This window comes from Desulfitibacter sp. BRH_c19 (assembly GCA_001515945.1).
GTDB lineage: Bacteria > Bacillota > DSM-16504 > Desulfitibacterales > Desulfitibacteraceae > Desulfitibacter.
The window spans coordinates 1-13,111 of the sequence record LOER01000021.1 but is presented as its reverse complement, the minus strand read 5'-3'; the positions used below and the strand labels follow the sequence as shown (position 1 = coordinate 13,111).

General features: G+C 39.8%; 11 protein-coding genes and 2 pseudogenes. All 13 read right to left on the bottom strand.

All coding sequences use genetic code 11. The features are described 5' to 3' along the window. Positions 1-552 (bottom strand): annotated as a pseudogene (locus APF76_02760). 298 nt (positions 553-850) lie between these two features. Then, on the bottom strand, positions 851-2,137 hold the full coding sequence (locus tag APF76_02755) for a C4-dicarboxylate ABC transporter permease (GenBank protein ID KUO51828.1): 1,287 nt from the start codon (positions 2,135-2,137) through the stop codon (positions 851-853). A gap of 12 nt (positions 2,138-2,149) precedes the next feature. After that, a complete protein-coding gene (locus APF76_02750; protein KUO51827.1) occupies positions 2,150-2,674 on the bottom strand; it encodes a hypothetical protein in 525 nt (174 codons plus the stop codon). Between the two features lie 169 nt (positions 2,675-2,843). Continuing rightward, positions 2,844-3,905 carry a hypothetical protein gene (locus tag APF76_02745; protein KUO51826.1) on the bottom strand — a complete coding sequence of 354 codons (1,062 nt, stop codon included), beginning with the start codon at positions 3,903-3,905 and terminating at the stop codon, positions 2,844-2,846. Between the two features lie 101 nt (positions 3,906-4,006). Further along, positions 4,007-4,993: a hypothetical protein gene (locus APF76_02740; GenBank protein ID KUO51825.1), complete on the bottom strand. Its 987-nt coding sequence runs from the start codon at positions 4,991-4,993 to the stop codon at positions 4,007-4,009. Next, a complete protein-coding gene (locus tag APF76_02735; GenBank protein KUO51824.1) occupies positions 4,994-6,268 on the bottom strand; it encodes a hypothetical protein in 1,275 nt (424 codons plus the stop codon). Beyond that, positions 6,261-6,734, bottom strand: coding sequence for a hypothetical protein (locus APF76_02730; protein KUO51823.1), 474 nt, complete (start codon positions 6,732-6,734; stop codon positions 6,261-6,263). The genes APF76_02735 and APF76_02730 overlap by 8 nt, the downstream gene beginning before the upstream one ends. A 1-nt stretch (position 6,735) precedes the next feature. Further along, a complete protein-coding gene (locus APF76_02725; GenBank protein KUO51822.1) occupies positions 6,736-7,605 on the bottom strand; it encodes a hypothetical protein in 870 nt (289 codons plus the stop codon). Between the two features lie 14 nt (positions 7,606-7,619). Beyond that, a complete protein-coding gene (locus APF76_02720; protein KUO51821.1) occupies positions 7,620-8,495 on the bottom strand; it encodes a hypothetical protein in 876 nt (291 codons plus the stop codon). 16 nt (positions 8,496-8,511) lie between these two features. Continuing rightward, positions 8,512-9,696, bottom strand: coding sequence for a hypothetical protein (locus APF76_02715; protein ID KUO51820.1), 1,185 nt, complete (start codon positions 9,694-9,696; stop codon positions 8,512-8,514). A gap of 148 nt (positions 9,697-9,844) precedes the next feature. Further along, complete coding sequence (locus APF76_02710; protein KUO51819.1) at positions 9,845-11,542, bottom strand: hypothetical protein; 1,698 nt, start codon at positions 11,540-11,542, stop codon at positions 9,845-9,847. A gap of 39 nt (positions 11,543-11,581) precedes the next feature. Next, the gene (locus tag APF76_02705) at positions 11,582-12,205 is read right to left on the bottom strand and encodes a hypothetical protein (GenBank protein ID KUO51829.1); all 624 of its coding nucleotides are present in this window, start codon (positions 12,203-12,205) and stop codon (positions 11,582-11,584) included. A 389-nt stretch (positions 12,206-12,594) separates the two neighbouring features. Then, positions 12,595-13,111: pseudogene (locus APF76_02700) on the bottom strand.

Sequence of the window (13,111 nt, the reverse complement as noted above, 5' to 3'; positions counted from 1 at the left end):
TAGTGGTTTACTTTTTGGATCTTTTTTCAATTCATAGGTTCTTTGTAAAGTAAGAATAACATCGGACTCTGTCCCAGGTGTTAAATCAAGCTTAGCACCATATTTTTCGATTCTTTCGTATCTTTCCTTACTCATATTATCAGGCATGATTACAACTGCTTCATAACCCATCAGGTTACAAATATACGCAACACCAATCCCAAAGTTTCCTGTAGAAGGACCCAATATTGTGTGTTCACCAGGAATAATATCCCCATCTACACATCCTTCCATTAAAGTAGCATATGCTGGTCCTACTTTGTGAGAACCAGATGGAAAAGGAGTCCCAAGCATAACGACTATATTAGCGTCAACACCTGTTAATTCTTTTGGAAGTACAATTTTATTAACTTCATTTTTTTCGTTTTTCCAGCTAATATTAAAGAGATTAATTGGGTCCAGTTCATTTTCTGCTTTAGCTTTTAAAGCTTTTTCTCTGATTTCTGGGGATATTTTTTCTGGGTGAAGCATCTCTTCATAAGTTGGACCAAAAGGAATCTTTTGTTTAGACATGAAAATCTCCTCCTATTAAAATGCTTTTTTATTATTTAATAAATACTGATGTCGGCAAGTTACCTTTTTGGCTAATATACTTTAATTAGTTAGTAACTAATTAAACTTTATAATTATCCCATAAATAATACTGCTGAACATAAATTCAACAGTATTAAGAGGAGGAGGTAATTATCTATATTGCCTTTTAAAACTTATTCCACCTCATAAAGAGGTTGCTGTGAATGTCAAACTGGTTAGGTTTATAATATCATTTAAGCATATAGGTTACTTACATAATACTACCTTCTATAATTTCTTAAATCCCAGGTCCATAAATCATCCGTGGAATAAATAGAGACACATCCGGTAGATATGTTATTATCAACAATGCCACTAAGCTAATTAATACAAACGGTATAACACCTCTAATGATGTTTATCATGCTTTCACCCGTGGCCATTTGAGCTACAAAGAGATTTAATCCAAATGGCGGGGTGAACATCCCAATTGCAGCATTTGCCACCATAATAACTCCTAGATGAACGGGGTTAATACCTAGCTGCATGGCCAAAGGATAAACTAACGGTGCTATAATAATGATAGCAGATGAACCATCGATAAACATCCCTGCGATTACCAGAATCACGTTAATCATCATCAAGAAAGCGATCGGACCAAGTTTAGCATCTACAATGAACTGGGCAAGATTATGAGGTACCTGTCCAACAGTCAGAATCCAGGCAAATACGGACGCTGCCGCCAGTAAAATCATAACTTGGGCAGTAGATTCAGCAGAAGCAACACAGGTTTTGAACAAAGATCTTAAGTCCATTTCCTTATAAATGAACATACTGACAAAGATGGCATAGACCGCAGCAATTCCTGATGCTTCAGTAGGAGTAAAAATGCCCAAGTAAATTCCACCCATAATAATTATCGGAATCCCCAAAGCCCAACTGGCCTCTTTAGTAGCCTTAACTTTATCGGCATAAGTTGCTTTTTGGTCAACAGGAACCCCTGTTTTATGGGCATACCAATAACAATAGAGCAAGTACAACACTCCATAAAGTATACCAGCCCCTAGTCCGGCCATAAATAGGGCACCAACAGAAACACCAGTAACAGCACCGTAAATAATGGCACTAATGCTAGGAGGAATTAGCAAAGCAACTGAACCGCTGGAACTAATTAAGCCAACCGAAAAACCTCCACTATATTGTTTCTTTTTTAACGCGGGATACATTAACCCACCGATAGCTACAACTGTTGCAGGGGATGATCCTGATACTGCACCGAAAAACATACAGGCTACTTCCGTAGTAAGGGCTAGCCCACCTTTAAAACCGCCCACTAAAGTATGGGCCCAATTAAGGATTCTGGTAGCTATTCCCCCAACTTTCATAACATTGGCTCCCAAAATAAAGAAAGGGATTGACATTAGTGCAAACTTATCGATACCGCCAAACATTCTTTGAACCACAACTGTCAGAGGCATATCAGTATATAAGACAAATGACAAAAGGGCAGATAAACATAACGCAATAAAAACCGGCGAACTCAAAAACAACAAGGCAAAAAGTATAATAAACAACATTGTGATCATCAATGCTACCTCCTATAGTCTCAAAATGTCTACTGAGCCATCTTCTCTAACCATCTCAACCCCAAATGATTTGCCTTTTAAAATTGCTATGGCCGTAGCTACAAATCTAATTGTCATTAATGCACTTCCCAGGGGCATAGCGATGTAAACAATCCACATCGGCATTAACATTGCAGGGCTTTTCTGGGCAGTTTCAATAACAAGTTGAGTAGAAACAATACCAAAGTAGGTTATAAGTGCAGTAAACAAAGCTGCGCTCAGTTGGGCACAAGCCATTAATATCTTTTTGGCTAAAGGGGGTGCCATCTGAACAAAAATATCTATACCAACATGCATTCTTTTTCGTGCGCACAGGCTTCCTCCAAAAAAAGTAACCCAAACTATTGCATATCTAATTGCCTCTTCAGCCCAAGTAGTAGAATTTTTAAAGACATAGCGTAATACAACATTGACAAAAAGTACAATTGTTGCAGACAGGAGGAGGGCTCCGTTAATATTTTCTTCAATTGATGTCAAGACTTTATCTAGTTTAGACACTTTTCTTTCCCCCTTGTATTATAGTTAACGCCTTTCTTTATCCTGTTCTATACATCATAAGGCACTTGCATCTTTAGTGTTGAAATATAGATACTGAGAGCCCAAGTTCACTAGAATATGATGTAAAATAAGAGGGGGCAAGAATTTAAAGTACCCCCTCCCCTTTTAGTTATTTGTTTTCTTCAATGAATTTTAAAGATCTTTCCAACAGGTCTGCACCAATAACATCCCTAAACTCATCGTAAACTGGTTTACTAGCTTCTTTGAAAGCTTCTTTTTGCTCTGGTGTTAATGGATATACATTTGTTCCATAGGCCTTAATATTTTCAATGTAAGTCGCATTAGCTTCATCCATCAAGCCTCGGTGGTATTGAGCTGTTTCTAGTCCGGCGTCCCAAACAATCTTTTGCAAGTCTTTCGGTAAACTGTCAAACCATTTTTTGCTTATACTCATAAAGTAAGAAAGGTAGGCATGATCAGACAAAACCATATTATCTTGTACTTCATAAAACTTCATATCGTGAATACTGATTATAGGGTTTTCTTGTCCATCTACTACTTTCTGTTGAAGAGAGTTGTATACTTCTGCAAAGTCAATAGGAACCGGATTGGCACCCCAAGCTTTATACTGGGCCATGATAACAGGGGCTTCCATGGTACGAATCTTTAGACCTTTGAAATCGTCTGGCATGTGAATTTCTTTGTTACTGGTAAAAGCTTTGAATCCTTCTGCGTAGAAAGATACACCCATAATACCAATACTATCGAGACCACTCATGATTTCTCTTCCAATATCCCCGTCTAATAACTCAAAAAGAACGTCTTCATTAGGGGCAAGAAACGGTAAGTCAACAATTGTTAATTTTTGATCAAATCCACCAAACTTTGCAGTTGGTAATAATGTTAATTCTACAGTACCCATCTGCATACCTTCGATCATTTCTCTCGCACTTCCTAATTGCTGAGCTGGATAAATTTGCACTTCTATTCTGCCATTTGAATTCTTCTCAACTGATTCTTTATAGTGCTCAGCTGATTTATGGAAAGGAGATCCCGTCATATGATCGTGAGCAAACTTCATAACGATCTTTTCTGGTGGTGGAGCAGCATCTTTATTCTCCTTGTCATTACTTTCTCCTGAAGTCTTACCTCCACCGCAACCGGCTAGGAAACCAAGGACAAAAATACACAACACTAAAACTGACAACTTTTTGTACCATACTTGTTTCACTCTTTAAAACCTCCCTAAAATATTATTATTCGGATCTAAAAACAAACCCAATCAATCTACTTATTCTCAACTCCTCTCTGCCCCCTCTATCAAGACTTGCCCTACTCTTTGCTGGATAAAGCAGCTAAAATCTTCTCAGGTGTAATAGGCAAACTAGTGATTCTCACACCAATTGCATCATAAACAGCATTTACAATCGCTGCTGCAGTTGGAATAATTGGTCCTTCACCAAGGCCCTTGGCACCAAATGGTCCTTTGGGGTCAGGATCCTCTACAATATAAGTTACTATATCTGGTGCATCCTGCGATGTTGGGATTAGGAACTTGGTAAAAGAAGGGGTTAGAGTTTTTCCATCTTTTAAGATGATTTCCTCCATGATGCCATAACCCATTCCTTGCACAACCGCACCATCCATCTGCTGCTCCACGTTTTTGGGGTTGATAGCTTTCCCGCAGTCCTGAGCAGCCCCAATCCTCAGTACCGTAACTTCGCCGGTTTCTGTATCTACTTCGACATCGGCAACCTGGGTACCATAAATATAATGAGCATAAGCATCACCCTGGTTTGTGACTGAGTCAACATCAGCAGTTGTGTTATCATAAAAAGCAAATCCAATGAATTGTCTTCCTCGTTGATGCATTTGCCATGCCAGCTCAGAGAATTTGAGTGTTTTACTTGCATCAGTTTTACAGCTTACTACTCCGTCTTTAATTATGATATCTATTAGCTCACATTTTAGTAACTCTATAGCTAATTTGAGAAAGTTCTCTTTAACATCGGCAGCTGCTCTTTTTACTGCACTTCCGGAAACATAGGTTTGCCTGCTGGCGGTACTAGCCTGTGCATCAGGAGTTACTGCCGTATCGGCACTTATAATCCGTACATCATCGTAGGCTATCCCCAGTTCTTCCGCAGCAATTTGGCACAGTATAGTGTCCGAGCCTTGGCCCAGATCGCATGCTCCGCTTAGGACCGTAACAGTACCGTCATCGGCAACTTCTACATAGGCCCCAGAATGGTCAGGTCGATTAAATCCATAGCCGACTCCATAAAGGCTGCACCCTATTCCTCGACCTCTTTTTCTCATCTACCTGACACCTCCTTCCAAATCATAAGTTTCCATATACTCTTTTGCTTTTAAGAGGGTGTCATAGAAACCTACTCCTTCTTCAAAGGCTTGAGCTGTTGCGTTAGTTAACCCAGCCTTCAGAGCATTTTTCATACGTATTTCCAATGGGCTTACGGCTAACTTCTCAGCCAAAATATCCATCTGTGACTCATGGGCAAAAGATGCTTGAAGGATACCAAAACCACGGTATGGTCCACAAATAGTGTTATTGGTATAAACAGCATAGGTATCGACTGCCACATGGGGCACATAATACGGCCCGGTCAAATGCAAACCGGCTTTCTTAGTGATAAAATTTCCGATGGAGCAATAGGCTCCTTTATCACTATGGATAGTCCCTTCCACAGCCATTAGCATGCCGTCTTTATTCATGCCAGTTTTAATCCAAATCTTCATAGGATGTCTTTTTGTGGAACAGACCATAGACTCATGTCTTGACCAGACAACTTTTACAGGTCTTCCTGTTTTGATGGCCAGTAATGCCGCCTGGATCTCGGTAGTAATATCATCTTTCCCGCCAAATGCGCCACCGGTTACCATTTGGATAACCCTAACTTTATTCATCGGCATATTTACCACAGGAGCAATCTGGCGTCTATCCCGAAAAATAGACTGGGTAGAACTCCAAACAGTTAGAATTCCATCATAACCCAGACAGGCTACTGATGTTTCCGGTTCAATATATGCATGATCTACCCTTTGGGTCTGGTAGACATTTTCTACGATAAGATCACTCTTGGCAAAACCTTCATCAACATTCCCTTTTCTCAACTGGGTATACTGCAGGAGATTCCCCTTTTCGTGCACTTTGGGGGCTTCTTCTTTTAAGGCATCTTCAATTGTGAATACACCGGGTAATTCTTCGTACTCAACTTTAATTTTTAGTAAGGCCTCTTCAGCTAAATCTACCGAATCAGCGGCAACAAGAGCAACTGCATCTCCCATCATTCTTACTTTGTCTTGGGCTAAAACTGGCTGATCCTGGATAGCAAGGCCAAATATATTAATTCCTGGGATGTCTTTAGCTGTTAAGACAGCATAAACACCAGACATTGCTTCGGCTGCACTTGTGTCGATGCTAATAATCTTGGCATGGGGATATGCGCTACGTAAAGCTTGACCATAAATTAGTCCATCAAACTTCATGTCTCCTGTATATACGGCCTTTCCGAGTGCTTTTGCTTCAACATCTTTTCTTTGCAGATTGTGACCGACAATAGAAAAATCATTCATTATCGTCACCTCCTGAGCAAACAACCTGAACGGCTTTAACTATCTTCTTATAGCCTGTGCAGCGGCAGAGGTTACCTGAAATACCACGGCGAATTTCTTCTTCACTAGGTTTGGGATTACTATCAAGCAGCGATTTGGCTGATAAAATCATTCCCGGTGTACAGTAGCCACATTGAATGGCCCCTTCCTCAATAAAAGCTTTTTGCAAAGGATGCAGTTCATTGCCACTACTTAAGCCTTCAATTGTGGTTATTTCTCTTCCCTGTACTTGCCCTACCAAAACCAGGCAGGAATCAACCGGTTTACCGTCAATAAGAACTGTGCAAGCACCACATTCCCCTTCACCACAGCCTTCTTTGGTTCCGGTCAGACCAAGCACATCACGAATCACATCAAGCAGCCTCATAGTTGGTGCAACTTCTATCTCTTTGGGTGAACCATTAATAATTAAACTTATTTTTTTCAAGTTAACACCCCCTGTGACTTTCTTGGATGGCTACGATAGCTTTAAATAGTGCTGCTTTGGCAATTGTCTTCTTATATTCTGCCGTTGGGCGTGTACCAAGTTTGCCTGCTACAACTTCGCAAACTAAACTACAAGCCTCGGAAATAGTATCTTCTGTTAAAGACTTACCTTTCAAAAGTTCCTCAACCTGAGGCACACGGTAAGCAGTAACTCCAACTGCTCCTAGTGCTAAGGTTGCTTTCTCAATTATTTCTTCATTGGAAATTTTTAATGTTATGCCTAGGTTAAGGCGAGCTATGGCTAAAGCTTTTCTCCTCCCCAATTTAACAAATGCCATCTTGGTGTTTGTTTGAGGGATCGGAATTATAATACTCGTTAAAATTTCCTCCGGCGCAATGTTTGTTTCATTTACACCAACCAGAACTTCTTCCAGGCTGACTTCTCTTGTGCTTTCAACTTTTTGCAACCTCACTTTTGCCTCAAGCGCAAGAAGTGCAGGTAAGCTATCTGCGCCGGTAGCGGCATTGGCTATGTTGCCGCCAATGGTGGCTGCATTTCTGATCTGAGGTGAACCAATAGCACCTGCTGCTTTAGCTAAGATCGGAATATACTCATTAATTAAATTGTTGTGCTCTATCTCATCAAACGTGACCATACTGCCAATAACTAAATAGTCACCGTCTTGCCCAATCCCCTTTAGCTCCAGAACATTAGCTAAATCAACTATATAGTCGGCTTCTACAGACCTTTCCCTCATTTGAATGATTAGATCAGTTCCCCCCGCTAAGAGCTTAGTTGTCTGAGGAAATTTATTCAAACAGACAAGAGCATCATTTAAAGCCAATGGTTGATAGTAATCCAGTACCCGCAAAAGTTTGCACCTCCTTATTCTTTAACTAATTTCTGAGGATTTTCTTTCATTAAAATCGTTAACTCGTCCTTAGTTATCCCACATTCATAAAGACATTGAGCAAACACCCGTAAGCTTTCATGGGGCATGGGGTTATGACGTTGTCCGGCATCACTAATGATAATGCAGTTTTGTGCCCCTATTTCTTTAATTGCTGCTGTTACTTCCTGAACAGTTGCATAGTGCCACATTGGAGATACAGAGCAATATCCAAATTCGGCTATTGCACCCATTGAAACCAGTTCTTTGATCTGGCTCACGGCAAAAGCTGGCACTTTAAAGAACGGGTGAGTAATCAATATCTTCTGCACACCTATGTCCCTAGCTGTCTTAACCACTTTAAATATTTCTTGCTGAGAAAGGTGGCAGGTTCCTAAAATTACGTTATATTCTGCGACCAATTTCAACACTTCCATGGTTTGTTTGGTCATATTTCCTTCTGCATCAAAAACGCTGACTCCTTTGGTTTCATCAATGTCCCCTGTGTTACCGCCTGCTTGAACATCGTATTTCCCTTTGGAACCATGTGCTTTGGCATGATTATCGGCATCAATGGTGGGCATCCATACTTCTTTTGCTCCCATTTTTAAGGCTGCTTCTACTGCCATGGGATTAATACCACCCACATAATCATTTAAAACAATGCCGCCATATACATTGAAGGTGTCATAGTCTTTCTGTAACTCCCTAGCCCTGCTTACTGTACTTTCATGGTGACACTTGAGCATCATTCCTCCTAAACCTGCGGCTGCGGCTGCGGCTACTGCTTCTCTATCGTCGCAAAGCCTTGGGAAAAGGCAAGGGGTGGTATGTACATGTAAATCATATGCGCCTTCCAAGTTTATAAGCATTGATCTTTCCTCCTAACTAGTTGACTTCTTTTAAAAAACACTTGCTTGCTTCTCTTAACTCAATGGCACCGATTGAACACCATTGCGTGCACAGACCACAACCGTCGCAATCTGCTTGATTAACTTGATAGGATGAATCTCCTTCTGAAATAGCACGATAGAAACAAACTTTTTTGCAAACGCCGCAGTTGGTACATTTATCTTCATCAATATTTGCATACTTCGCAGGTAATTTTGCTAGTTCTTCTACCGTAGTAATGTGGGGTAAGGCAATGCCTCGAATTTCGTTCAAGGATTTATAGCCCTTGAGATCCATCCAGTTTTCCAGATCTTTTAGCATTTTCGTAATTACGCTATAGCCGTTCCACATTACTGCCGTACAACTTTGAACTGTTGTAGCACCTAGCATGATGTATTCCACGATTTCTTTATAACTCATGACACCGCCAATAGCTGAAATGGGAATATCTACTGCCCGGGCTACCTCAGAAAGGTGGCGCATGATTACCGGTTTAATTGCAGGGCCTGTATATCCTCCATAGCCTCGCAACAAAGGCAATCCGGTTTCAATGTCAACTCCGGCAAAGGAGCGGATTGAGTTACTGATTGTTAAACCATCAGCTCCCGCTTCTTTTGCAGCTTGGGCAATTTCTACCATATCGGAGACGTTTGGTGTCATTTTTACTGTAAAGGGAATCCTTGCAGCACTTTTTGCTATTTTCACCTGCTGATAAGTTCGCTCGGCACTTTTGCCAATATGCATGCCAACGGTGGACGCTGGCATCGGGCAGGATACGTTTAATTCTAAAAGATCTACCATACCGGTGCTCTGGATTTCTTCAACCAATTTTGCCGTTTCTTCCGGCTCTGGCATGGCAAGAATGCTAATTTGCATTACTGCTCCGCCTTCTTTAGCAATGACTAAGTCTTCACTAATCCAATCTTCCCTTGATTTAGTTGTGAAAAGTTCCAAGTTAACCATGCCGATAGGTTTACCACCATGTCTAACTAAATGCAATCTGCCATTACATGGATGAGCGGCCCAATCTTGCTTCGGGCCTATTGTCTTAGGGACCACTCCACCAATCCCTGCCAATCCCGCCCTTTTCATTCCTTCTCCATCCCAACCGGGTGTTGCGGAAGCAAGAACCAATGGGTTTTTAAATTCCACTCCTGCATAGTTAACTCTTAAATCTGCCATATTTTTCCCACCTTTCGACAATTTTGATTAGTTTAAATAGTCTGTTAGTACTTTATGGAGTTCTGCACCAACATTACAACTTCCTTTAGACCACTAAACCAATCTTCTGTCGTCGCGTTTGTGTCTATAGGCTAGAGGTATGGTCTTTCTAACGGGTTTTGTTCATACCCGTAGAAACATCACTAATAATTTGACCCAATTTTAAACACAACTGCAGGTTAAACCGGTCATCGGTATTAGTCATGTTTAGACCTGTAATTTCTTCTATTTTTTTGACCCGATAAATCACGGAATTCTTATGGATAAATAGGCTTTCAGCCGTTAAACGCAAGTTGCAATCGTTTTTAAAGTAAAATTTCAAGGTCTTTAATAGTTCTGTATTGTTTTGCTTGTCATATAAAATAATTTTACCCAGATTATCTTGATAAAAGCTTTGTACGGCCGACGAATCCTTCAATTCATACAAAAATAGATAAGGCCCTAAATCGTCAAAGAACGTTAAACTAGCCAAGCCATACATAAAACGTCCTACCCGTAAGGCAACTAGCGCTTCCTCATAAGATTGTTTTATAGATCGTGTACCGTTTAAAGATCTACCCACGCCGGCAGAAATTTTTAATTTTGGAAATTTTCTTATAATTGCACGCATAACTTCTTCAATTTTTGCACGCAGTATTTTCACTTCATCAACTGTTGACAAACGTATTAAGCCGGTTACACTATCACTTTTTGCCAAGAGCATAGCTCCACCAGGATAATCTAGAAAAATATTATGAGCTACCTGCAAAATTTCGGACTTAACTTCTTGAACATGACTTTCATCTCTGCGTGCTTCAGTAGCCAGATAACTTTCAAACCGGTCAATATCTAGGGTAAATACTGCTAGACGTGTATTTAAGTTAAAATTTAGATAGCTAGCTCTTCTGATTACTGCTTCTTCGTAGCGAAAACTCCCAGCAATTAAATCCTCTAAAAGTTCACTACGGATTTGACGTTCAGCTTCAAAAATGGCCTTTTCCTTTACAAATACCAAAGCTACAATTGTTGAAGCATGCTGTAATGCCATCAAGTCGTGATCATCCAATTTTCTGGAGTGTTCCAAAATGGCTAGATATCCACTAATTGAACCGTTGATTTCTACTGGGGCAATGATAATGTCTTGTTCAGTATCTTCTGAAAATAGTTTAAATCTATGCCCGCGATGGGGATTTAAAGAGAGTAACTCCTCTTCCCGACTATCCAAATTAAGCATTATTTCCTGGTACCATTTATCCGGTTCACATTCCAAGGAAGTAGGCCATGAACTTGATAACAGATTGCTTCCCCTTTCTACAATTAACACCGGGTTTCCAACCAATTGAGATAATGCTTGGCAAACACTAGGAACACCCCAACCAGCTAAAAATACCTCTAAAAGCTTATTATGGATTTCTTCGGATTTTTTCAGAAGGTAAAGCTGATTATTAATTAAGATTTCCAGAATAGGAAGCATGAAATCCATATAAGGCACGTCTTTTGGTAACTCAATTAAAGGCATTCCAACTACATTGGCGTGTTCAATCATATCCTCGGGGACTTTGTCAAAATATTGTCCAGGCTTTATACCAAACGCTGTAACACCTTTTTGGGCTAACTCATAAATTAAGTTTTTTCGCAAATCTGGGTCATCTTTCAATGTTAAGCCTGCTGTGACAAGGAGTTCTCCTCCCTTCATCCATTTTGCTACCTGAGGGACCTCCATGATGTTTACGATAGTAATAACGTTATCTAATCCTTGATGTCCACCTACTACTTTTGCTTGTTTCAAAGAACCAATTTCTAATGCTTGCCGTACAGTTATACCCATCTTATCGCTCCTCAAAACTAGGCAATTATTTGCCTGCAATTATTTTTGCAATGCTTCCAAAGCAAATTTCAAAGCAATTTGATTGCTGGTAATCACTGGCATCCCAAGCTTTTCTTGCAACTTTTCATAAACATCCATAGCTCTAAAATTAGTGCAAGATAAAAATACACCATCCATTGCTAATCCATGCACCTTTTCCATGGTAAATTTAAGAATGTCGTTAGGTTCAACCATCCCTATGGAGTGATTATGGTCTATACCCAATCCATGAATAGCCTCCACAGATACTCCATCTGCTTCTAGGCTGGCCTTGATCCTCTGGTTAAGTGCCTCAATATAAGGTGTGATTACTGCAATTTTCTGAAGCTTCAACTTTTCCAACATTTGGCGTACACTAGCAATAACGCTAATACTTTGGCAACCGGCAACTTGAGTAATTTTTGCACATAGCTCTTCGTCATAAGCATTACCCCTCAGAGCCCCAGCTGAGGTACAGCCGAAAACAATGGCATCTGGCATTACAGTAGCTAAGTCGCTTAGTGCTTTTGGAAAATGCACATCCAACATTTCTTCCTCACCAGCTACAGTTGTATCATAGAGGTACATACGAGCTACATGCAATGTCATATCTGGGGGTAAATTACGGTAGAAATCGACTTCCATTACACTATTAGAAGAAGGTACGATTAAACCAAGTCTTTTTCTTTCTGCCAACACATTCACCTTCCAAACAAATTATTTTGTTATATTATCATAATGCTATATTCGTTACTTTAGTCAATATTCCTTTGTTTTATTGATACATTAAAGTTCTTTATTGATTGTACCAATGAAACAGTTTACTGCTTCATTGCTTTACTCGATAGTTAAATGGTATTAATATTTGCTGTACTTTTTGTAGCGAGGAAGCTGCTATCCATCTATGACAGATGCATAAAAACCTACCATTTTTAACAAATGGTAGGTTGGCGGGGAAATAAATACAGCACCAAGAATAAGTGCCTTCAGTGCTGTAATATATTGCTAAAGATATTCACTTAAAATTTCTCTAATTACCTTAGTTCTTTAATCATTTTATCGTACTTTTCAATTTTTGCAAACTCTTCTTCCCAGAAATTCATACTTCTCATGGAGTCAATATATTCTTTTGAGTAACCAAATGGCAACCAATCTTTTTCTTTTTGCTTAAATAGTTGTTCTTTATTGTCTGATCTGCGGAAATCGTAAATGTTTTCTTCGTCTGCCTTTAAGAAAATATCATTAAACCATCTTTCTAAAACCATTCCTTCGTATTCAAGATACCTTTCCTTTAACTCCTCTATTACTGATGGATAACGGTCAAAACCATCTGTTGCAATTGTAACCACATTGTCATCAGGTCCTAATCTTAGATGTTTTGCCATTTTAATTGCACCTAAGATATTACAGATAGATGAGACACCTAACTTTCCAAGCAGGTTCTTGGCAGCGACTTGGGAAACTCCGGCCTTGACAAGAACATCCTGACCATCTTCAATAATTTTTAGGCCTCTAACACAATCATCATCCTTGATTAGTGTTACAAAGTCT

What these genes read in the sequence shown, in the direction of transcription:
- APF76_02755 (KUO51828.1), bottom strand. Translation starts at nt 2,137, where the DNA reads ATGATCACAATGTTGTTTATTATACTTTTTGCCTTGTTGTTTTTGAGT.
- APF76_02740 (KUO51825.1), bottom strand. Translation starts at nt 4,993, where the DNA reads ATGAGAAAAAGAGGTCGAGGAATAGGGTGCAGCCTTTATGGAGTCGGC.
- APF76_02735 (KUO51824.1), bottom strand. Translation starts at nt 6,268, where the DNA reads ATGAATGATTTTTCTATTGTCGGTCACAATCTGCAAAGAAAAGATGTT.
- APF76_02720 (KUO51821.1), bottom strand. Translation starts at nt 8,495, where the DNA reads ATGCTTATAAACTTGGAAGGCGCATATGATTTACATGTACATACCACC.
- APF76_02715 (KUO51820.1), bottom strand. Translation starts at nt 9,696, where the DNA reads ATGGCAGATTTAAGAGTTAACTATGCAGGAGTGGAATTTAAAAACCCA.
- APF76_02710 (KUO51819.1), bottom strand. Translation starts at nt 11,542, where the DNA reads ATGGGTATAACTGTACGGCAAGCATTAGAAATTGGTTCTTTGAAACAA.
- APF76_02705 (KUO51829.1), bottom strand. Translation starts at nt 12,205, where the DNA reads ATGGAAGTCGATTTCTACCGTAATTTACCCCCAGATATGACATTGCAT.